Origin of the sequence: Streptomyces sp. NPDC004111 (assembly GCF_042874215.1) — a bacterium.
Lineage (GTDB): Bacteria > Actinomycetota > Actinomycetes > Streptomycetales > Streptomycetaceae > Streptomyces.
Genome location: NZ_JBIAMU010000011.1, coordinates 234,909 through 256,947 on the forward strand (window position 1 = coordinate 234,909; position 22,039 = coordinate 256,947).

The 22,039-nt window shown below is 72.0% G+C and carries 15 protein-coding genes and 1 tRNA gene; 3 read left to right on the plus strand and 13 right to left on the minus strand.

Features of this window, described 5'->3' with window-relative positions; translation table 11 throughout:
- Positions 1-393: 393 nt before the first annotated feature.
- Both ACFYVL_RS22710 and ACFYVL_RS22715 read right to left on the minus strand, forming a co-directional pair.
- Positions 394-2,175, minus strand: coding sequence for a DEAD/DEAH box helicase (locus ACFYVL_RS22710; protein WP_389247536.1), 1,782 nt, complete (start codon positions 2,173-2,175; stop codon positions 394-396).
- A 249-nt stretch (positions 2,176-2,424) separates the two neighbouring features.
- Positions 2,425-4,035 carry an MFS transporter gene (locus tag ACFYVL_RS22715; protein ID WP_389247538.1) on the minus strand — a complete coding sequence of 537 codons (1,611 nt, stop codon included), beginning with the start codon at positions 4,033-4,035 and terminating at the stop codon, positions 2,425-2,427.
- Between the two features lie 158 nt (positions 4,036-4,193).
- Between ACFYVL_RS22715 and ACFYVL_RS22720 the strand changes: the two genes are divergently transcribed.
- A complete protein-coding gene (locus tag ACFYVL_RS22720; RefSeq protein WP_389247540.1) occupies positions 4,194-5,057 on the plus strand; it encodes an alpha/beta fold hydrolase in 864 nt (287 codons plus the stop codon).
- Positions 5,058-5,309: 252 nt separating this feature from the next.
- Positions 5,310-5,381, plus strand: a tRNA-Cys gene (locus tag ACFYVL_RS22725).
- A 195-nt stretch (positions 5,382-5,576) separates the two neighbouring features.
- Here the strand turns inward: ACFYVL_RS22725 and ACFYVL_RS22730 are convergent.
- The 11 genes from ACFYVL_RS22730 to ACFYVL_RS22780 all read right to left on the minus strand — a co-directional run bounded on the left by ACFYVL_RS22730 (position 5,577) and on the right by ACFYVL_RS22780 (position 20,392).
- Entirely contained in the window at positions 5,577-6,851 is a 1,275-nt protein-coding gene (locus ACFYVL_RS22730) for a beta-propeller fold lactonase family protein (RefSeq protein ID WP_389247542.1), read from the minus strand.
- Between the two features lie 372 nt (positions 6,852-7,223).
- A complete protein-coding gene (locus ACFYVL_RS22735; protein ID WP_389247544.1) occupies positions 7,224-7,778 on the minus strand; it encodes an AAA family ATPase in 555 nt (184 codons plus the stop codon).
- A gap of 323 nt (positions 7,779-8,101) precedes the next feature.
- Positions 8,102-10,405: a xanthine dehydrogenase family protein molybdopterin-binding subunit gene (locus tag ACFYVL_RS22740; RefSeq protein WP_389247546.1), complete on the minus strand. Its 2,304-nt coding sequence runs from the start codon at positions 10,403-10,405 to the stop codon at positions 8,102-8,104.
- On the minus strand, positions 10,402-12,462 hold the full coding sequence (locus ACFYVL_RS22745) for a 2Fe-2S iron-sulfur cluster-binding protein (protein ID WP_389247698.1): 2,061 nt from the start codon (positions 12,460-12,462) through the stop codon (positions 10,402-10,404). Before ACFYVL_RS22745 ends, ACFYVL_RS22740 begins: the two co-directional genes overlap by 4 nt.
- 332 nt (positions 12,463-12,794) lie before the next feature.
- Entirely contained in the window at positions 12,795-13,688 is an 894-nt protein-coding gene (locus ACFYVL_RS22750) for an FAD binding domain-containing protein (protein WP_389247548.1), read from the minus strand.
- Positions 13,689-14,173: 485 nt separating this feature from the next.
- Entirely contained in the window at positions 14,174-15,811 is a 1,638-nt protein-coding gene (locus ACFYVL_RS22755) for a beta-N-acetylhexosaminidase (RefSeq protein ID WP_389247550.1), read from the minus strand.
- Between the two features lie 182 nt (positions 15,812-15,993).
- Positions 15,994-16,854: a carbohydrate ABC transporter permease gene (locus ACFYVL_RS22760; RefSeq protein ID WP_389247552.1), complete on the minus strand. Its 861-nt coding sequence runs from the start codon at positions 16,852-16,854 to the stop codon at positions 15,994-15,996.
- Positions 16,851-17,810 (minus strand): carbohydrate ABC transporter permease, encoded by a 960-nt coding sequence (locus ACFYVL_RS22765; protein ID WP_389247554.1) that lies wholly within the window; start codon positions 17,808-17,810, stop codon positions 16,851-16,853. Before ACFYVL_RS22765 ends, ACFYVL_RS22760 begins: the two co-directional genes overlap by 4 nt.
- A gap of 8 nt (positions 17,811-17,818) precedes the next feature.
- Positions 17,819-19,129 carry an extracellular solute-binding protein gene (locus ACFYVL_RS22770; RefSeq protein WP_389247556.1) on the minus strand — a complete coding sequence of 437 codons (1,311 nt, stop codon included), beginning with the start codon at positions 19,127-19,129 and terminating at the stop codon, positions 17,819-17,821.
- 315 nt (positions 19,130-19,444) lie between these two features.
- Positions 19,445-19,744, minus strand: coding sequence for a DUF3039 domain-containing protein (locus tag ACFYVL_RS22775; RefSeq protein WP_185031735.1), 300 nt, complete (start codon positions 19,742-19,744; stop codon positions 19,445-19,447).
- A gap of 30 nt (positions 19,745-19,774) precedes the next feature.
- A complete protein-coding gene (locus ACFYVL_RS22780; RefSeq protein WP_389247558.1) occupies positions 19,775-20,392 on the minus strand; it encodes a YqgE/AlgH family protein in 618 nt (205 codons plus the stop codon).
- Positions 20,393-20,657: 265 nt separating this feature from the next.
- Here ACFYVL_RS22780 and murA point away from each other — a divergent pair, with 265 nt between their 5' ends.
- Positions 20,658-21,998 (plus strand): UDP-N-acetylglucosamine 1-carboxyvinyltransferase, encoded by a 1,341-nt coding sequence (gene murA, locus ACFYVL_RS22785; RefSeq protein ID WP_389247560.1) that lies wholly within the window; start codon positions 20,658-20,660, stop codon positions 21,996-21,998.
- Positions 21,999-22,039: the final 41 nt, after the last annotated feature.

Here is a 22,039-nt window from a genome sequence, read left to right on the forward strand (position 1 = left end):
GCGGAAGACCTCGTCCAGAATCCGGGCGCAGGAAGGAAGTTGATCTCCGCGTCCGCCCCGCGCACCCTTCGGGGACCAAAGCCTCGAAGGGGCGGGACTTTTGGGCATATACCCGCGCTGACCAGCGCAATAATCTGGCAGACACGCCGAGGGCCGACCGTGGGGGCCGTCCTTCGGACGTGATCCGTCCTCGCGGGACGGCGGGGCGGGACCCGGGCCGCACGGTCCCGGATCCCGCCCTGATGCGTTCCCGGCCCCACCCTGCGCATCAACTCCGCACGCGGGAAGGGGAATTGCCGCTCCCAACCCCTGACATCACGCGCGGACAGCGGTCAGGACTCCTGCCCCCGGACATCACGCTCGATCAGCCGGGCATCGTGCGCGATCACCCGGTCACCGCATCCGGGTCGCCCACTCCTGCACCTTCTTGATCCGCTCCTTGAGCTGCCCGGCGGTCGCCTCCGCGCTCGGCGGGCCGCCGCAGACCCGGCGCAGTTCGGTGTGGATGACGCCGTGCGGCTTGCCGCTCTGGTGGACGTACGCCCCGACCATCGTGTTCAGCGACTTCCGCAGCTCCAGGAGCTGCTTGTGGGTGACGACCGGCCGGGCCTCGGCGGCCTTCTCCAGCAGGTCGGCCTCGGCGGCCGGCTTCTGGCGGCTGTGCGCGATCTGCCGGGTCTGCCGCTTCTGGAGGAGCAGCTGCACCTGGTCGGGCTCCAGCAGCCCGGGAATGCCCAGGTAGTCCTGCTCCTCCTCGCTGCCCGGGTGGGCCTGCATCCCGAACTCGGCACCGTCGTAGAGCACCCGGTCGAAGACCGCGTCGGACTCCAGCGCCTCGAACGGCAACTGCTCCTCGGTCTCCTCGTCCTCCAGCCGCTCGGCGTCGGCGAGCAGCTTGTCCTCCTCCGAGAAGGGGTTCTCCTCGTCACTCCCCTTCTTGGGCTTGTCGAGGACGTGGTCCCGCTCGACCTCCATCTCGTTCGCGAAGTCCAGCAGCATCGGGATCGTCGGCACGAACACCGAGGCCGTCTCGCCCCGCCTGCGGGACCGCACGAAGCGCCCGACCGCCTGCGCGAAGAACAGCGGCGTGGAGATCGTCGTCGCGTACACGCCGACCGCGAGACGCGGCACGTCGACGCCCTCCGACACCATGCGGACGGCAACCATCCACCGCGAACCGTCCGCGCTGAACTGGTCGATCTTCTTCGACGCCGCCTTCTCGTCGGAGAGGACCACGGTGGCCTTCTCCCCCGTCACCCGCTTGAGGATCTTTGCGTACTCGCGGGCCGAGTCCTGGTCGGTGGCGATGACCAGCGCACCCGCGTCGGGGATGCCCTTGCGGACCTCGGTCAACCGCTTGTCGGCGGCGGCCAGCACATTGGGGATCCACTCCCCCGTCGGCGCCAGCGCGGTACGCCAGGCCTGGCCGATGGCGTCCTTGGTCATCGGTTCGCCGAGCCGTGCCGCGATCTCGTCGCCGGCCTTCGTACGCCACCGCATGTTGCCGCTGTAGCTGAGGAAGATCACGGGCCGGACGACTCCGTCGGCGAGCGCGTTGCCGTAGCCGTAGGTGTAGTCGGCGGACGATCGGCGGATCCCGTCGTTGCCCTCCTCGTACGTCACGAAGGGGATCGGGTTGGTGTCCGACCGGAAGGGCGTACCGGTCAGGGCGAGCCGCCGGGTCGCCGGGTCGAACGCCTCCTGGCACGCCTCGCCCCAGGACTTGGAGTCACCGGCGTGGTGGATCTCGTCGAGGATGACCAGGGTCTTGCGCTGCTCGCACCGGTTGCGGTGCAGCATCGGCCGCACGCCCACACCGGCGTACGTCACCGCGACGCCCTGGTACTCCTTGCTGAGCGGCCCCGCACTGTACTCGGGGTCGAGCTTGATCCCTATCCGGGCGGCGGCCTCCGCCCACTGCTTCTTCAGGTGCTCGGTCGGTGCGACCACGGTGACCTGCTGCACCACGTGGTGGTGCAGCAGCCACGAGGCGAGCGTCAGCGCGAAGGTGGTCTTGCCGGCGCCGGGCGTGGCGACGGCCATGAAGTCGCGGGGCTGGTCCTGGATGTACTTGTCCAGTGCCCCCTGCTGCCAGGCTCGCAGCTTGCTGGCGGTGCCCCACGGGGCACGGCCGGGAAAGGCGGGTGAGAGGTGGTGCGAAGCGGTGGTAGTCACGGTCTCCGGTCGCAGCGTCGGGTACGTGGCGGGGTGCCTACGGAGCGCGATCGCGCCCCGTACGACAACCGGGCCACCTTACCGGCGCCCCACCCGCAACGCGTGTCCGACGACGCCCCGCAGCGACGAGGCGCCCCTCACACCACCGGTTCCCGCAGGTCGGGCAGGGTGTGACCACGCCCTCGCCACGGCAGCCCACCGCGCATCGACCGCCCGTTCGACCACGGAGCGGTCCACCGCACCGCGCCGCTACGCGTCGCGCTCCCGCAGGCGCGTGGCCACCCACGCCCCCACCAGTGCCACGCCCGCCATCGGCAGGAACACCGCGGCGAACGCCGTCGGGTGGGACCCTCCGGCCGCGCCCGCGACGGCCGAGTGCGCGGCGACCGAGCCGCCGCCCAGGGCCGCGAAGACCGCTCCGCCGACGGCCAGCAGCATGACGTTGGAGAGGCCGTCGGAGATCTGCAGGGCGGCCGAGTTGGTTCCCGCCTCCTCGGGGGCCGACAGCTTCAGCAGCAGGACGCTGGTCGAGGCGATGACCATGCCCATGCCGAAGCAGCCGAAGGCCCACGCGACGCCGACGATCCACACCGGCACCGAGGGCAGCAGTACGGTCGGCACGACCGCGATGGCCGCCGCGACCAGCACCATGCCGAGCGAGACCAGGCGCTCGCGGTACGGCTCCATCCGGGGCCGCGACTGCACGAACGAGCCGAACGCCCAGGTCCCGCCGCCGACCGCCAGCGAGAGCCCCGCCATCGTCGGCGACAGCCCGCGCTCGGTGACGAGCATCAGCGGCACGAACGACTCGGCCGCGATGAACGACCCGGCGGCCACGCCCCGCAGCAGCACCACCGAGGGCAGCCCGCGCGCCGCCCGGTAGGTCCCCCGGGGCAGCAGCCCGAGCACCGCGGGCACCAGCAGTGCCGCACCCGCCACCGCCGGCAGCAGCGACAGCCAGCGCAGGTCCTGGCCCGCGTACTGGAGGAGCCCGGCACCCAGCGAGATCCCGAGCGCCAGCCGGATCTGCTTGCGGTCGAAGGGCGGCACCGGTGCTTGCGGGTCGGCGGGTCCGGCGGCCATCCGCCGGGTCGCGGGCAGGGCGAGCGCCAGCGGGAAGACGACCAGTGCGGGGATGCCGATGAACACCCAGCGCCACCCGAGGTTCTCGGTGATCGCCCCGGAGGCGAGCGGTCCCACCACCGAGGGAACCACCCAGCTCGCCGCGAACGCCGCCAGGATCGCCGGCCGCAACCGCTCCGGGTACGCCCGGCTGATCACCACGTACAGCGCGACGATCACCAGCCCGCCGCCCAGCCCCTGGACGGCCCTGCCGAGGATGAACAGCAGCATGGTGCCCGCCGTGCCCGACAGCAGCAGTCCCGCCGCAAAGGCCACGATCCCCGTGGTGAGCGGTGCGAGAGGGCCCCGCCGGTCGGCCCACTGACCGGACAGCACCATCGCGAAGAGGCTGGTGGTGAAGTACGCGGAGAACGCGAAGGCGTACAGGGGGATGCCGTGCAGTTCACGGGCGGCCACCGGCATCGCCGTGCCGACCGCGGTCGCCTCGAAGGCGATCAGCAGCACCACGGAGACGATGCCGATGCTCAGCGCCCGGTGCGTCCTCCCGAGCACCCCTTCCGGAGCCGCGCCGGGGCCCGGGGCGGCGCCACCGCCAGGGACGGGACCGGAGCCCGGGGAGCCCGGCGAGTCCGGGGATTCGTGGGCGCCGCCGGTGTCCGAGGAGCCCTTCATGGCCCAGGAGTCCGCAGGCGTGGGCGGAGGCACGGATATGCCGGTCGGTACGACATCCAGGTCGGGGGGTGCGACATCGGCGTCGCGGGGCTCCAGGGTGGTCATAGGCTCAGAGTAAGGGCCAAAACCGGGGTGGGCCCCTGTCTCTCGGCGGGACATTTCTCCGCCCTTGGTCGTACGACCGATGCCCGCGCGAACCGGGGCCGCGGACCGGATGCATGGTGAAACCGGTGGCCGGACCAGGACGGGGCAGGCGTACCCCCATGCCCTTCTACCGCTCGTACGACGACACGGCCCTCGCCTACCGGGTGCTGGGTCCCTCCAGCACGCCCCTCGTCTGTCTGGCCGGCGGCCCCGGCCGGGACGCCGCCTACCTGGGGGACCTCGGCGGTCTGGACCGTTCGTACCGTCTCCTGGTCCCGGACGCCCGGGGCACGGGCCAGTCTCCGCCCGCCGACGACCCCGACCGTTACTCCTTCCCCGCGCTCGCCCAGGACCTCGAATCGCTGCGCAGGGAGCTGGGGCTGGAACGCTTCGTGCTGCTCGCCCACGGCGCGGCGGCGGCCACCGCGCAGTGCTACGCCGCCGCGCACCCCGGACGCCTGAGCCGGCTGGTCCTCGTCTGCCCGGAGGGCCGTGTCCAGGCGGCCCGGAGCGAACTCCCCTCCGACACCTTGGAGATCTTCGAGTCCCGCAGCGCCGAACCCTGGTGGCCCGAGGCCTCGGCGGCCGTACAGCAACTCGCCACGACGTCCGACCCCGAGCGGATCCGGACGCTGCTGGCGCAGGCGGCACCGATGGCCTACGCCCGGTGGGACGCCCCGCAGCGCGCCCATGCGGCGGCGGCCCCCTCCCAGGACAATCCGGTCCCCCGGGCCGGCTTTCCCCAGGGCGTGGACGACCTGGCCCGGCTGGCCGTCCTCAAGAACCTGCGAGAGGTGCCCTGCCCGGTGCTCGTGGTGACGGGCGAGCTGGACACGATCACAGGTGTACGTGTGGGGGAACTGGTCGCCGATTCCTTCCCCCGTGGCGAATGGCGGCGGCTTTCCGGTGTGGGGCACTACCCGTGGGTGGACGACCCCGAACTCTTCCGGGCAGCGGTGACCTCGTTCCTCGGAGCGCTGTGAGGGTGCACGGTGCCAACTCCTCGCGATCCGCGCGGTGGTCCGCGAACCGCGCGGTGATCCCTGAATCGGACGGCGATCCCTGAACCGGGCGGTGATTCGTCGCGGATTCGTCGCGCGGCTGGTGGTCCGTAAACCGGAATGGCGCTCTGTGAACGGGGTGTGGCAGTCGCATTGCGGCGCTGCGGAATCCCTTGAGTGGGATCTCTGTTCCGTTCTACCGTTCTGGAGTTGCCAAGGAACAATCAAGCACACGGCCGTGTGCCCGAGTGGCTCAGGGGCTCGCCTGCAAAGCGAGTTACGTCGGTTCGATTCCGATCACGGCCTCTTCTCCTACCCTTTCTTCCTCGCTCTTCCGGTCCCCCTTTCCCTCCGGACCCATTCGCTCTGGATCTCCCTCCGGGCCCGCCCCGTTGGGTATTTCCCGTCGGACCGTCACCCGGTCCCGCGCGCTGATCCGACGTGAGAACGAGAGTAGACCCCGCCACTGACAATCGGCCTTGAGCAGGCCAATTCGCCTGATCAGAGGGGTAGTACGCACACCGGGACCGGCACCGCGAGAGGTGCTCCCGCCGAAGTGAGTCGGCCCGTTCGACGGTCGATCCGGAACGTGGTGACCGCTCCGGATTTCTGGTTGGCCGCGAACAGCAGCGTGCCGGCCGGGTCGAGCACGATGTGCCGGGGATACGCACCGCCCGACTGCGTCACCCAAAGCAGCCGCAGCTCGGCACCGCCGCGTTGGACGGCGAAGTGCGCGATGCTGTTGTGCCCGCGATTCGACACGTAAACGAAGCGCCCGTCGGCCGAAACGATCACGCCCGCCGGGTAGTTGCGCTCACTCAATTCCGTCCCGGAAGGCAGTGTGGCCTGCGGAGTTCCTGGTTCCAGAGCGCCGGTGCGTGCGTCGTATCCGCACACCACGAGCGTGTTGTCGAGCTCGTTGACCAGGTACGCGTACTTCCCCGACGGGTGGAAGGCCAGATGCCGAGGACCCGCGCCGGGGCGCGTCGCCGCCCTCCCGCACTCCCGGAGCTTCCCCTTCCGTTCGTCCAGCCGGTAGGTGTACACGGAGTCGGTGCCGAGGTCGACGGCCAGGACGTACCGCCCGGCCGGATCGGGGAGGACCATGTGCGCGTGCGGCCCCTGCTGCCGCTCCGGATCCGGGCCCGAACCGGTGTGCCGTACGACGTCGGCGACCTCGCCCGGTGCACCGTCCCGCCCGATGGGGTGCACGGCGACGCTGCCACCCGTGTAGTTGGCGCTCAGCAGGAACCTTCCGCCGGGGTGCACCGACACATGACACGGGTCGGCCCCGCCGGTGCCACGGCTGCCCAGGCCCCTCGGAGGCTCGCCCGCGTCACCGATCCGGACCGCGGTGACGGCCCCTTCGGCCTGCTCGTTGACCGCGTAGAGGGTCCTTCGGTCCGGCGACAGCGCGAGGTACGACGGGTTCGCGACCCCGCCGAGCACACCGGAGGACGTCAGTCCGCCCTCTCCGGCCCGGTAGGAGGCGAGGCCGATGCCCTTACCGCCGCCGGGATTCGTGGTGTACGTACCGAGATAGGCGGAGCGCAGGGCGGGACCGGCGGCCCGGGAGGCGGGAGCGGATCCGGCCTCCCGGGAGACAGGGGCGGCGGGGGCGGATCCGGTACGGGAGGACCTTGCGGCGGGATCGGCTCCGGTTGCCGGGGCGGAGGCCCCCGGGGCTTGTGCGGGCGCGGCGCAGGCGGTGCTTCCGGGCAGGATCAGGGCTGCGGCGCCCGCACCGGCAAGCGCCCCGAACCCTCTGCGGCTCAAGCCTCGTTCGGGAAGAGTGCGCTGTATCCCGTCGACCTCGTGTGCCTCTTCTGCCTCACGCGCATCGCCCATGAATTCCCTCACGCCTCCTGAGTCACGTCCGTCAGTCGTGTTGCGCCCCGCATGGTGGCCTGGACCACCGTGCGGAGGCAAGAGGGCATCGGCCGGTCGGGCCAGGGGCCAGGACGGCACGGGCCCGTCGAGGGGTGTCCGCGACGCGGGAACCCGATTGTCAGACCCGGGTGCCACACTCGATTCCACTCGCGGATTCCCTGTTCGCGGGGGTAAGTCGCGCTGACGGCCTGTTCCTTGTGAACTGCATAGGGATTGCGATACGGAGAGTGGTACGGGACGGTCGCGGACCGGCCCTTCCTACTGCCTGGCCTCGTCCAGCCCGGCGAGGATCTCCTCGACCGTCTGCTGCGGAGTCTGCCCCGCGGAGTCCAGCCACAGCCCCGTCCTGGGCGTCCCCTCCCGCATCTCCCGGTCCAGGTCGTGCGGGGTCCACCCCTCGCTGTATCCGGTCTTCTCCCGTGCGGCGTCGCGGGCGGCGAGGGTGTCGGGGTCGGGGGCGAGGACCACGACGTACATCGGTCTGGTGCGCACCAGACCGATGTAGTCGTCCAGTTCCTTGCCGATGACGATGTCCTGTACGACGGCGGTGAATCCCTCGGCGGCGTAGGCGTCCGCGGTGGCGGCGGAGAGCCGGTAGCGGAGCCTCAGTTGGGCCAGCGCGTCCTCGTCCGCGCCCGGCGCCATCTCGGAGCGGCCGGAGACGACCATCCGGCGGAAGACGTCCCCGCGCACGTGCGCCGCACGGGGCAGCCGTTCGGCCAGCGCCTGGGCGACGGTGGACTTCCCGGCGGCCATCGCCCCGGTGACAAGCACGACGGCGGAGTTCAGTTCTGCGACCTTGTTGTCGACCATGGAAGGAGCGTAGGCAGAACTTCCTTTTACGTCCTGCGAGTTACCCCGGAGGGGTGGCCGGTCATCACCCCCGGGGAGCGCCACAGTCACACCCCGGGGAGTGTGTTCGCGCGGGGCCCGAAGGCGGCGGGCGCAACCATGCGGGGGTACGTCCGTGCAGGCCCGAGCCCCCACGCACCGAGAGACCACGCGGGACTCCCCGGCACCCCTTCGCGGCACGGGGCAGCCTCCGTGCGGGGCAGCCGGCCCGCGCAGTTCCGGACTCGGCCGGAGCGGTGCGGGCCCGGCCCGCACGGGGTCGGACCCGGCCCGCACGGATCCGTTCAGGACGTGCTGACCGCCGCCTGCGGCCGGATGGGCAGCCGGTTGACCGGCCGCCCGGTCGCCGCCCGCACCGCCGAGGCGACGGCCGCGGGCGAGGTGACGACCGGTACCGCGCTCGCCGCCTTGGCACCGAAGGGGGCGACCACGTCGCGCTCCTCGACCAGCTTGACGATGTGGATGTCCGGGGCGTCCAGGGCCGTCGGCAGGGCGTAGTGCGTCAGGTTGGGGTGGCGGACCAGGCCGCCCGGGGCGCGGAGGTTCTCCGTGAGGGCCGCCCCGACGCCCTGGGTGACTCCGGCCTCGATACGGGCGGCCAGCTGGGCCGGGTTGAGGACCCGGCCGACGTCCTGGGCGACCGCCATCTCCACGACCCGGATCGATCCCAGCTCGATGTCGACGTCCACGATCGCGCGCACGGCGCAGAAGGCGAGTCCGACGAAGGCATCGCCCTGCCCGGTCTCGTCCAGGGGCTCGGTGGGGTGCGGGCGGCACTGGGCGGTGGCCCACAGTTCCTTGCCGTCCATGGCCTCGGTGACGGTGGTGCTCAGAACGCCGTCGTACGAGGTGATCTTGCCGTCGGCGATCGACAGCAGTTCGGTCGACATGCCGAACTTGTGCGCCAGCGGCTGGAGGAGCTGGGTGCGGACCATCTTCGCGGCGCGCTCGACGGCGCCGCCGGAAACCCAGGTGTGGCGGCCGTGGGTGGCGGGTCCGGCCGGGGGCTGGTCGGTGTCGACGGAGGCGACGTGCACCTCGTCGATGCCCAGGGTCTCCTGGACGATCTGGCGGGCGAGGGTCGTGAAGCCCTGGCCGGTCTCGACGGCCGCGCAGATGACGGTGGCGACCCCGTCGTGGACCTTGACCGTGGCGGTGGAGACCTCGTCGGTGCCCTCCGCGCCGAGCATGTGGACCATGCCGAGGGCGTAGCCGACACCGCGGCGCACGGCGCTGGGCTCGCCGGCACCCTCCGGGCCGCCGGGCAGCAGCCAGCCCTCCTCCGGGGAGTCCTTGGGGAGGGTCGGAAGCGGGAAGTCTCTTACGGCGCGCAGGAGTTCCGCGACCGGGGCGGGGCAGGTGACGGTCTGGCCGGTGGGCAGCAGGTCGCCGGTCGCCAGCACATTGCGCATGCGCAACTCGGCGGGCTCCAGGCCGAGTTTGTCGGCCAGCTTGTCCATCTGCCCCTCGTACGCGGCGCACACCTGAAGGGCGCCCTCGCCGCGGACGTGGCCGGACGGGGGGTTGTTGGTACGGACGGCCCAGCCCTCGACGAAAGCGTGCGGGACGACGTAGGGGCCGCACGCGAAGGAGACCGCGGCGGCGAGGGACTCGGAGGAGGCGTCGGCGTACGCGCCCGCGTCGAGCAGGATCTGCGCCTCGACCTTGACCAGGCGGCCCTCGGCGTCCGCGTGGTGGCGGTAGCGCAGCAGGGTCGGGTGACGGTGGGCGTGCCCGAGGAAGGACTCCTCGCGGGTGGCGGCCAGCTTGACCGGGCAGCCGGTGCGCAACGCGAGCAGGCCGAGCGGGAGTTGGAAACCCGCGTCCTCGCGGTCGCCGGTGGCGCCGGGCACACCGGTGACGACGATCTTCACGCGTTCGCGTTCCAGGCCGAAGCTGGCCGCGGCCAGGTCGCGGTCGGTGTGCGGGTCGGTGGAGGCGGTGTAGATCTCCACGCCGCCGTCCGGGCGCGGCACGGCGAGGCCGGCTTCGGCGCCGATGGGGGCGGGGTCCTGGCGGCCGATCCGGTACAGGCCCTCGACCACGACCTCCCCGGTGATCTCGGGGTCGCCGAAGCTGAGCGGGATGTGCCGGATCAGGTTGCCGTCGGGGTGCAGCGGCTCGGCCTCGAAGGCCCGCTCCGGGTCGGTGACCGGTTCGAGCAGCTCGTACTCGACGGCGATGGCAGCGGCGGCCAGCCGGGCGGTGTCGGGGTGATCGGCGGCGACGGCGGCGATCGGCTCGCCGTGATGCCGTACGACGGTGGAGGCGAAGACGGGCCGGTCGACGACCTTGCGCCCGTAGTTCGGGTCGCCGGGGACGTCGGCGTGGGTGACGACGGCACGGACCCCGGGCATCGCGGCCGCGGCGGAGGTGTCGATGGAGACGATGCGGGCGTGCGCGTGCGGGGAGCGCAGGATCGAGGCCCACAGCAGGCCCTCGGCCCACAGGTCGGCCGCGTAGGGGAAGGTGCCCTCGGTCTTGGCGCGCGCGTCGGCAGCGGGGAGCGAGGCGCCGATGCCGTGGGCGGGGGGCTCCTGCTGCGTGCCGCCGACCGCTGCGGTCGAGGTGGCCGCGTCGTTGCTCACGCCATGCCTCCGTCATGCGGGTGGTGAAGGGTGTGCTGGGCGCTGCCCGCGCCCGGGGGTGCCTGGTGCGGGATGCGGGCCTCGTCGGCGGTATGGCCGGTGGCCGCCGCCTCCGCGCTCGCCTCGCGCTCGGTGACGACCTCGCGGACGGCTTCCAGGACGCCGCGGTAGCCGGAGCAGCGGCAGAGGTTGCCGCACAGGGCCTGCCGGGTCTCCAGATCGGTCGGCGCGTGGTTGCCTTCGAGCAGGTCGTGGACGGTCATCGCCATGCCGGGGATGCAGAAGCCGCACTGCACGGCCCCGCAGTTGGCCAGGGCGCGCTGCACGTCGGAGGGTTCGCCGTCGGTGGCCAGGCCCTCGACCGTACGGACCTCGGAGCCCGCGGTGGTCGCGGCGGGCACCAGGCAGGAGGCGACGAGGCGGCCGTCGACCTGGACCGCGCAGGCTCCGCACTCGCCCTGGGAGCAACCGTCCTTGGCTCCGGCGAGGCCGAGGCGCTCTCGGAGCACGTACAGGAGCGACTCGCCGATCCAGGCGTCGGTGACGGGGCGGTCGGCACCGTTGACCCGCAACACGTAGGAGGCGTGCGGGTGTTCGCTGGGCTCGTTGCGGTAGGGGGCGGCCTGGTGCGGGGCGGCGTAGGACGGTTCGACTCCGGCGGCGGTGCCGAAGTCGAGCGGGTACCCGGGGTCCGCGCCGGGGGTGCCGTCCGCGCCGACGATGCCGTCCGTTCCGGGGGCGGCACTCGCGCCGGGGGCGGAGTCCGGTCCAGGGGCGGAGTCCGGGCCGTCCTCGGTGTTCGCGGCGTCCGGGGTGCCGTCGGAGGAGGACGTGAGGTCGTCGGACGTGGCGTCGGTGGCCGGGCCCTGTGGGACGACCGTGCCTTCCGCGGGGGTGTGGTTCGGCGCCGGGGCCGACACCTGGGCGGGGTCCGGGTCCGTTGCCGGACCCGGGGTCGTGTCGCTGCGCGAGTCCGTGGGGGCGTCCAGGTGCGTGTCCGGTTCGCCGCTCCGGGCCGCAGGGATCGCCGAGCCGAGCGCCTGGTCACCGCCGTGGGACAGCTCGGCGGCTCCGGCCGCTCCGGGTCCTGCGGGCACGTCGGAGCCGTCAGCCACGTCGGTGTCGTCAGCCGCGTCGGTGTCATCAGGCGCGTCGCTGCCCGAGACCGCGTCGGGGCCTGGGGTCACGTCGGTGTCCGTGGCCGCGTCCGTGCCGTCGGCGGTCCCGGAGTCCTCGGGCGTTCCGGGGCCCGCTGCCGGGGCGGAGGCGCCGGGAGTTCCGGTCGTCGCGCCCTCCGCCGGGGCTCCGGGTGCTCCTTCGTGGGCCAGGGATCCGAGGTACGTGCCGTCCGCGGGAGTGCCGGTCGGCGGGACCTGGGGTGCGTCGGCGGTCGCGGCGGGTTCCGTGGTGCCGGCGGGCTCGGCGGGGTGCGTGGGGTGGAGTGCCCAGGGGGCGGGGGCGCCGCCCGGAAGGGTCGCCGGAGCGCCCGGCGAGTGCCAGGGGGCGGCTTGGGCGACGGGGTACTCGCCGGAGTCGTCCGGTGCGTCGTCCTCGGCGACCGGGATGGTCCACTGCCCGGTGGGCGGGCCGGAGGAGGGGGCCGGAGCCGGTTCCGGGGCGGGGGACGGGGCGGGTGCCGCGTCGAGGGCCTCGGAAAAGTTCCACTGGCTGGTGGCCCCCGCGTCGTGGCCCGCCGTCGGCCAGCCCGTCGCGGGCTGGTGCGCCTGCGGATGGTGGGGCCGCGCGTCGTGCGTTTGGCGGTCGTGGGGCTGCGTCTCGTGCGGCTGCGGCGCGTGGGGCTGGGCGTCGTGCCGTACGTCCTGCTGTGCGTCGTGCGTGCCGTACGGCGACGGCTCGTGCGGCGCGGGGCCGGGCTGGGACGGCTGGTGGGTGTCGTGGGGCTGGTAGGGCTGCGGCGGGTAGGCCTGCGGGTCCTGGTGGAGGTGGACGTTCCAGGTCCCGGTCTCCAGGGGGGTCGTGATGTGCGGGGGCACGTAGTCGTGGCCGGGCGCGGCGAGCGGGTCGCCGGTGCCGGAGAAGTCGAAGCCCGCCGGCAGCTGGACGAAGGCCGTGGCGTCGGCGTCGTACTCGCCGCCCTGCGGGGTCGGCTGCCAGCCGGTCGGCCCGAGACCGGGCGCCGGGAAGTGCGCGGGTCCGGTACCGGGACCGCCCTGGCCCGCAACGGTCCCGTGGCCCTCGCGCCCGCCGCCCTCGCCGTGCCCGCTGTTCACGCCGTGCCCGGTGTTCACGTCATGCCCGGCGCTCGTGGAGTCCCCCGTGTTCGCGGCGGCGGTGTTCGTGGAGCCGCCCGTGTGTGCGGCGTTCTCCGTGCCCGGGGTGTTGCCGTTCTCGTCGGCGTTGTCGGCGGTGGTGCCGTGCGTGTGGTCGGTCATGACAGCGCCCTCCCCAGTGCTCGTCGGGCCAGCGCGGCTACCGTGCGCCGCAGGTGCAGTACGGCCGGGGAGAGCGGCGGAGCCTCTCCCCCGTCGGCGGGCTGGGGCGGGTCCGGGATGCAGGCGGCGGCGACGTACTCGCCGAACGCCTCGCAGGCCTCCGGGGCGAGCCGGCGCTCGCCGTCCCAGTCGATCAGCGACGCGATCCAGGCCTCGGCCTCCAACGGGCGCAACGGCATCTGCGCGATGGCGCCCACGGCACAGCGCACTCCGCGCCGGGCCGGGTCCAGCACCAGGGCGACGGACGCGGTGGCGCGGCCGGGGCCGGTGCGGCCGGTGGCCTTGAGGAAGACCTGCGGGGCGTGCAGCAGCGGTGCGCGGACGAAGGCGACGAGTTCGCCGGCCTCCAGCATCGCGCGGCCCGCCAGGAGGTGGGAGACCGGAATGTCGCGCTGTCCGGCGGGGCCCGCGACCACCAGAGTGGCCTCCAGGGCGGCCAGGACGGGCAGCGAGTCGCCGGTGGGGGCGGCGGTGACGATGTTGCCGCCGAGGGTGCCCGCGTTGCGGATCTGTGGCGGTCCGGCGGCGCGGGAGGCTGCCGCCAGGGCGGGGATGAGCGCCGCGAAGTCGGGGCGGCCCATCCGCGCGTGCGTGAGCCCGGCGCCGAGGAGGGCGTGGCCGTCCTGGTACTGCCAGCCGCGGATCTCGCTGATCCGGCCGAGGCCGACCAGCCCCGAGGGCCTGAGATGGCCGGAGTTCACGGCGGCCATCAGGTCGGTGCCGCCCGCGACGGGCACGGCGGCGGGCATGGCGGTGAGCGCCGCCACTGCTTCGTCGAGCGAGGCAGGCAGCGTCACGGACTGCGCCGCCTGCGGTGCGTGCGTGGTCAACCCAGCTGCCCCTTCCCGGTGTCCCGCCTTGTTGCGCCGTACGGTACGTGCTCCCGGCCCGGACGTGGCAACTCTGGCACATCTTCGGATCCGCCCGACGCGAGGGTCCGCCCTGGGGACTTCCCGCCCGGACCCGGCCCGGGTTCCGCTTTCGCCCCTCACCCCCGATAGAGCCTGAATGACCTTATTCGACACTTTTGAGGGTTCGGTGAGATCCGGCGAGATCCGATGCGGTCCGGTGCGGTACGGGAAGTCCCGCGGGGCGGACGGCGCTCGTCGTTCAACTCTGCACGATCAACTCTGCACGATTCCCGGCGACCTTGTGCGTCGGTCGCCCACAGCCGGTCGCCGCGCCGGGCACCACGGCGTACCGGCCCCCGTTGCCGGACACCCACTCCGGCCCCCCGGCGGCGCCAACGCGAGAGCCCCGGCCCGGGGAACGGTCCCAGGGCCGGGGCGGCGGCACACGCATCTCCTCGCGCGGCTCACACGTTCGGGGGCGCCCCCTCGATCGGGCGTCCGAGCACGCCCGGCCGCTGCTGCCGGGGCAGCGGGCCGGTGGGCCGCCGGTAGTCCACGCCGAGGGCGTCCAGCCGCTGGAAGTGGGCTCCCAGCCGGGACTCGAAGCCGGCGAAGTCCCGTTCGGCCGGGGCGGGCAGGGTGGTGGACCAGGCGACCTCCGCGAACGCCACGAGGCGGGGGAAGACCTGGTAGTCGACGCGGCTCCGGTTCTCCATGACCTCGGTCCAGACGTTGGCCTGGGTGCCCAGGACGTGCCGGGCCTCCTCCTCGGTCAGCTCCGGGGGAACGGGTTCGAAGCGGTAGACGTCCTCCAGGGTGCGGACGTACCCGATGGGCACCGGCTCGTCGGGGCCGCCGTGCTGACGGTGGTCCAGGTACACCTGCTGCTCGGGGCACATGACGACGTCGTGGCCGGCCTTGGCGGCGGCGATGCCTCCCGCGTAGCCCCGCCAGGACGAGACGGCGGCACCGGGGGCGAGGCCGCCCTCCAGGATCTCGTCCCAGCCGATCAGGCGGCGGCCCCGTTCGGTGAGCCAGGTGTCGAAGTGGCGGATGAACCAGGACTGGAGCTCGTCCTCGCCGGACAGGCCGAGTTCGGCGATGCGGGCCTGCGCGGTCGCGGACTCCTTCCACTGGTCCTTGGGTGCCTCGTCGCCGCCGATGTGCACGAAGCGGGACGGGAAGAGGTCGAGGAGTTCCTCGAAGACGCCCTCGTAGAAGCGCAGGACGTTCTCGGTGGGGGCGAGGATGTTGGGGTTGACGCCCCAGGTCTCCCACACGCCGAGCGAGGCCGTGTCGACGACGTCGGTGTTGCCGAGTTCGGGGTAGGCGGCGATGGCGGCCTGGGAGTGGCCGGGGATGTCGATCTCGGGGACGACGGTGATGTGCCGGGCAGCGGCGTACGCGACGATCTCCCGGATGTCGTCCTGGGTGTAGTGGCCGCCGTGCGGGGTCTCGTTCCACAGGTCCGAGGCCCGGTGGCCCCACTTGCTGCGGGGCCGCCAGGAGCCGACCTCGGTGAGCCGGGGGTAGCGCTTGATCTCGATGCGCCAGCCCTGGTCGTCGGTGAGGTGGAAGTGGAAGACGTTCAGCTTGTGCGCGGCCAGCAGGTCGAGGTAGCGCAGCACGTCGTGCTTGGGCATGAAGTGGCGGGCTACGTCCAGCATCAGACCGCGCCAGCCGAACCGGGGCGCGTCCTCGATCACCTGGGCCGGTACGTTCCACCCGCCCCCGTCCTCGCCGTGTCCCACCGGGGCGCTGCGGAACGCCTCGGCGCCGAGCAGCTGACGCAGGGTCTGGGCGGCCCAGAAGACGCCCGCGCCGCTGCCGCCGCGCAGTTCGATGCCCCGCGTCCCGTCGACGCTCAGCCGGTACGCCTCGGCCGCGAGCGTGTCGTCGAGCACCAGCCGCAGCGCGCTGCCGTCGTCCGCGCCGCCGGGTGCCAGCGGCAGTCCGAGAGCCGGTCCGACGGTGGTGCGGAGCCAGTTCGCGGTGGTCTCGGTGCCCGGAGCGGCGTACAGCGTGGTCTCCGCGTCCAGCCGGACCGCGCCGCCGCCTCGCGGTGCGTCGACGGCGGCGGGGGCCGGTATCAGATCGGTCATGTCGATCGATTCCCTTCGGTTCTTCGGTCGTGCGGTCCAGCGGGTCGTGCGGTCGAGCTGCCCTGCGGTCGTGCGGGTCGTGCGAGTCGTGCGGTCCAGCGGTCGTACGGTCGGGTCGGGCTGCCGTGCACCCCAACGGCCCCGGCAGCTGCCCAGAGCCCCGTACGAGACCCCGCCGTCCCTCAGTCCTTCACCGCCCCTCCGAGCCCGGAGACCAGGCGCCGCTGGACGATGACGAAGAAGACCAGCACCGGGATGGTCATCACCGTCGACGCTGCCATGATCCCTCCCCAGTCGTTCTCGTCCGGCTTGAAGAAGACCAGCAGCGCCATCGGCAGCGTCGACTGCGAGGTGTCGCTGATCAGGAAGGTCTTCGCGAACAGGAAGTCGTTCCAGGTCGAGATGAAGGAGAAGACGCTCGTCGCCACGAGCCCCGGGAAGACCAGCGGGAAGAGGATCTGCCACAGGAACCGGGTGCGGCTCGCGCCGTCGATGTACGCCGCCTCCTCCAGCGCCTCCGGCACCGCCTTGACGAAGCCGCGCAGCATCCAGATCGCGAACGGCAGCGAGAAGGCGATGTGCGGCAGGATCAGCGAGCCCAGCGTGTTGAGCTGTCCGAAGTCGCGCATCAGGAAGAACAGCGGAATGGTCAGCGCCTCGACCGGCACCATCTGCGCCACCAGGAACATGATCAGCAGCGTGGTGCGGAACTTGAACCGGAAGCGGGTCACCGCGGTCGCCGCGAGGAAGGCGATCAGCGCGGAGGCGAGGACCACCGTCCCGGCGACCAGCAGGCTGTTGACGAAGTACCGGCCGAAGTCCTGCTGTTCGAAGACCCGCCGGAAGGAGTCCAGCGAGGGCGCCAGCGTCCACGGCTTGGCGTCCGTCGACTGGATCTCCCCGGCCGGCTTCAGCGCCGAGAGCACCATCCAGTACAGCGGGAAGGCCACCACCACCGCGATGAGCAGCGCGGACGCCTCCGCGAGCAGCCGTCCGGGACGGCGCACCCGCAGTGCGGAGGCAACGGAACCAAGTGCGCTCACAGCTCTTCTCCCTGACGTCGCATCAGCCGCAGGTACACGAGCGTGACCGCCAGCAGGATCAGCAGCATCACGATGCCGATCGCGGAGCCGAGGCTGTACTGCGAGGACGCGAACGCCTTCTGGTACGCGTACACGTTGAGGACGAGGTTCTGGCCGGCGATACCGCCGCCGTTGGTCATCACGAAGATCTGGGTGAACACCTTGAAGTCCCAGATGATCGACTGGATGGTCACGACCACCAGGATCGGCCGCAGCATCGGGGCCATGACCGAGCGCCAGATCTTCCACTGCGACGCCCCGTCCAGCGACGCCGCCTCCAGCACCTCGGCCGGGATGGCGCGGATCCCGGCGTACACCGTGACCATCACGAACGGGAAGGAGCACCAGACCACTTCGAACAGCACCAGCGCGAAGGCGCTGTACTTCTCGTACGTCCAGGAGAAGTCGCCGAGCCCCAGGATCCGGTTGACCGGTCCGTAGTCGGCGTCGAACAGGAACACCCAGACCGTGGACCCGGTGATCGCGGGCGTCGCCCACGCCCCGAGCGAGGCCATCATCAGCACGAGGCGGGGCAGTGCCCGCACCCGGGTGAGCAGCACGGCCAGCGCGCAGCCCACCCCGAGGGTGGCCACCACGCAGGCGGCGGCGAAGCCGACGGTGGTCAGCAGCACCTGCCAGAACTGCGGGTCGGAGAAGAGTGCCTGGTAGTTCCCCAGCCCCTGGAAGCTGGTCGCCTCGCCGCCGCTGACCTGGGCCTGCGTGTATTCGAGGAAGGAGATCAGGCCGAGCTGGTAGATCGGGTAGACGAGCAGTCCGGCGAGCACGACGAGTGCCGGAGCGAGGTAGAGCCACGGCGTCCAGCCGCGCCCGCGCGTCGCCGGGCTGCCGCCCCGGGTGGCGGAGGGGCGGCGCGGATCCCGCTTCGGGGCCCCGGCCCCGGGTTTCCGCGCCGTCATCAGGGAGCTCACTTGTTGTACGTCCCGAATGCCGCGTCCATCTTCGCCGCCGCGTCGTCGGACGCCTTGGCGACGTCCTTACGGCCGCTGACGATCTCCTGGAACATCGTCGGCAGCACCAGCGAGGCGTCGATCTGCGCCCAGCCCGGCGACGCCGGGACGAACTTGGGGCCGGATTCGAGCGTCTTCACGAAGGGCGCCACGAACGGCTGCTTCTTGGCCGCCTCGGCCCGCACGTCGGTGTAGGTGGGCATCAGGCCCATCGCGTCGAAGAGTTCGCCCTGCGTCTGCTTGCCGGTCAGGGACTTCATCAGCTCGACGGCGAGCGTCTTGCGCGGGGTGCTCTTGAGGACGCCGATGTTGTTGCCGCCCGCGAACGCGGGGGCCACCGAGCCCTTTTCGAGGCCGGGCAGCGGGACGACGGCGTACTTGCCCTTGGCCGCGCCCGCCTCGACGGCGGCGTGGCTGAAGTCGCCGCCGATGGCCATGGCGGCCTTTCCGGAGGCGAAGGCGGTGATGGTGGCGTTGCCGCCCATCTCGGCGCACTTGGCGGCCGGGCAGTTGTCGTCGCCGAAGAGCGAGGTGTACGCGGTGATGCCCTTGCGGGCGGCCGGGCTGTTGATGGCCGCCTTGTACGAGGTGCCGCCGCCGGTGGCCAGCTCACCGCCGTTCGACCAGACGAACGGCATCGCGCCGTAGGTGTACGCGCCGCCGACCGCGAGCCCGTACATCTCCGGCTTCGCCTTGTGCAGCTTCTTGGCGGCGGCGATCAGTTCGTCCTGGCTGGTGGGCACCGCGACACCGGCCGCCTTGAGGACGTCGGTGCGGTAGTAGAGGGCGCGTACGCCGACGAAGAGCGGCGAGCCGTACACCTTGCCGTCGACCGTGACGGACTGCTTGGCGGTGGCGTCCGCGTCCTTGGCGTCCGCCCAGGCACCGAACTCGGCGGTGACGTCGGCGAGTCCGCCGTCCTTGACGTACCCGGCGGTGTCGGTGTTGCCGTACTCGATGAGGTCGGGGGCGCTCTTCGGGTCGTTGAAGGCGGCCTTGATCTTCTGGGCGCGGGTGTCGATCGGTATGTAGTCGACCTGCACCTTCGTCCCGGCGTGGGCCTTCTCGAAGGCGGCGACCGCCTTGTCGACGACCTGCTCCTTGGGCTTGTTGCCGACCTCCTGGAACAGCCACACCCGCAGCGTGCCGCTCTTCTCGTCCTTCTTGGAGCTGGCGCCGTCGGAGGTCTGGGGGGCACAGGCGGTGGCGGTCAGCCCGGCGAGGACAAGTGCCGCCAGGGGGAGGGAAGTTCGGGCTTTGAGCCTCATGGAAGGGGACCCCTGTCGTAGGAGCGTTGCAACATGCGCAACGAGCGTTTCGTACTGCACAACACAACAGGCAGGAGACTAGAGGGCGCCCTCGCCCCGGACAAGAGCTGAAGAGCAACCGAAACCTCGCCGGGACCTGGGAGCGCCCGACTTCCGGAAACGCGAAACGGCCCCCGCGGCACGCCGAAGCGCACCGCGGGGGCCGTCCCCACTACCGCTGTCACGGGGGTCTCCGGAGCACCGGAGCCGCCCGGACCGCCGGTGGCGCCGGGCTACCGGCACCACCGGAGAAAACCGCCAACGGGCGGCGAGGGACTACTTCTTGTCGCCCTTGCCGTCCTTGCCACCCTTGCCGCCCTTGTCGCCGAGAGACTCGAAGATCTCCTTGCACATCGGGCAGACCGGGTACTTCTTGGGATCGCGCCCCGGCACCCACACCTTGCCGCAGAGCGCCACGACGGGAGTGCCCTCCAGGGCACTCGCCATGATCTTGTCCTTCTGGACGTAGTGGGCGTACCGCTCGTGGTCCCCGTCGCCACGCGACGTCTGCGGAACCGGCTCTACAAGTGTCCCCGTACCTGCCCCGCGCTCGGGCTCGGGCTCAAGAGTGCTCATACGAGCCAAGGGTACAAGGCCCCGTTGCGATCAGTTCAGCGACGGATCGTCCGGATACGTCGCGATCATCGCCAGCCCGCTGCGCTGCCGCCGCAGCACCGCCCGCCACAGCCCCTCCGGGCGCGGCGAGGAGACGTCCCCCGGCTCGGACTCGACGACGTACCAGGCCCCTTCGGACAACTCGTCCTCCAGTTGCCCCGGCCCCCACCCCGCGTACCCGGCGAAGATCCGCAGCGAGCCGAGGGCCGCGCCCAGCAGCTCCGGCGGCGCGTCCAGGTCCACCAGTCCGATCGCCCCGTGCACCCGGCGCCACCCCACCGGGCAGTCCGCGCCGGCCGCCGGACGCGGGCCCCGGACCGCCGGGGAGACCGACGACGACGCGCCGGCCCCCGGCACCACCGCCACGCCCAGCGCCGAGTCCTGCCCGACCGGACCGCCCCGGAAGACCACCCCGGGCGCTCCGGCCAGCTCCGCCCAGGGGGCCAGGATCTGGTCCACCCCCACGGCGGTCGGCCGGTTGAGGACCACGCCGAGCGTGCCCGCCCCGTCGTGGTCGATGACCAGCACCACGGCCCGGTCGAAGTTCGGGTCCGCGAGCGCCGGGGTCGCCACCAGCAGTCGGCCTGTGAGCGAGGACACCTCCGTCATGGGCCACATGATCCCGCAGATTCGCTCTCCGGGGGGAGTCCGTGACAGCCGGAAATGGTCCGCAGCTCAGGGCGCACAGCAGCAACGGGAGCGCGCACCGGCGGACACAACCGGACCGTAACCCTCCGCCGATGACCGCCGGACAGAGCGTGTTGTGTCGAATTCATGACGTACGTCCACCCGCCTCGCCCTTACGGAACGGGGGTACCGGCCCATTACCCTTTCCTCTTGGCCCCCTGTCCGACGATTCCGGAACGCGAGATACATGACCGGCACTGACGATGTACTGCTTGTCCACGGCGGCACTCCGCTGGAGGGCGAGATCCGCGTCCGCGGCGCCAAGAACCTCGTCCCCAAGGCGATGGTGGCGGCCCTCCTCGGCAGCGGCCCGAGCAGACTGCGCAATGTGCCCGACATCCGCGACGTACGCGTCGTACGCGGGCTCCTGCAACTGCACGGTGTGACCGTCCGCCCCGGCGACGAGCCCGGCGAGCTGGTCCTCGACCCCTCCCACGTCGAGTCCGCGAACGTCGCCGACATCGACGCGCACGCGGGCTCCTCCCGCATCCCGATCCTGTTCTGCGGCCCGCTGCTGCACCGCCTCGGCCACGCGTTCATCCCGGGCCTGGGCGGCTGCGACATCGGCGGCCGGCCGATCGACTTCCACTTCGAGGTGCTCCGCCAGTTCGGCGCGACCATCGAGAAGCGGGCCGACGGCCAGTACCTGGAGGCCCCGCAGCGGCTGCGCGGCTGCAAGATCCGCCTCCCGTACCCCTCGGTCGGCTCGACCGAGCAGGTGCTGCTCACCGCCGTCCTCGCCGAGGGCGTCACCGAACTGTCCAACGCGGCCGTCGAGCCGGAGATCGAAGACCTCATCTGCGTCCTGCAGAAGATGGGCGCGATCATCTCGATGGACACCGACCGCACCATCCGCGTCACCGGTGTGGACAAGCTGGACGGCTACACCCACCGCGCCCTCCCGGACCGCCTGGAGGCGGCCTCCTGGGCGTCGGCGGCCCTGGCCACCGAGGGCAACATCTACGTGCGCGGCGCCCAGCAGCGCTCGATGATGACCTTCCTCAACACCTACCGCAAGGTCGGCGGCGCCTTCGAGATCGACGACGAGGGCATCCGCTTCTGGCACCCGGGCGGCGCGCTGAAGTCCATCGCGCTGGAGACCGACGTCCACCCCGGCTTCCAGACCGACTGGCAGCAGCCGCTGGTCGTGGCGCTGACCCAGGCCACCGGCCTGTCCATCGTCCACGAGACGGTCTACGAGTCGCGGCTCGGCTTCACCTCCGCGCTCAACCAGATGGGCGCGCAGATCCAGCTCTACCGCGAGTGCCTGGGCGGCTCCGACTGCCGCTTCGGCCAGCGCAACTTCCTGCACTCGGCGGTCGTCTCCGGCCCCACCAAGCTCCAGGGCGCCGACCTGGTCATCCCCGACCTGCGCGGCGGCTTCTCGTACCTGATCGCGGCCCTCGCCGCCCAGGGCACCAGCCGGGTGCACGGCATCGACCTGATCAACCGCGGCTACGAGAACTTCATGGAGAAGCTCGAAAAGCTCGGCGCGAAGGTCGAGCTGCCGGGCGGCGCGCTCGTCTAGCCCCGCCCGTACGCCACGAAGGGGCGGTCCTCCGGTCAGCT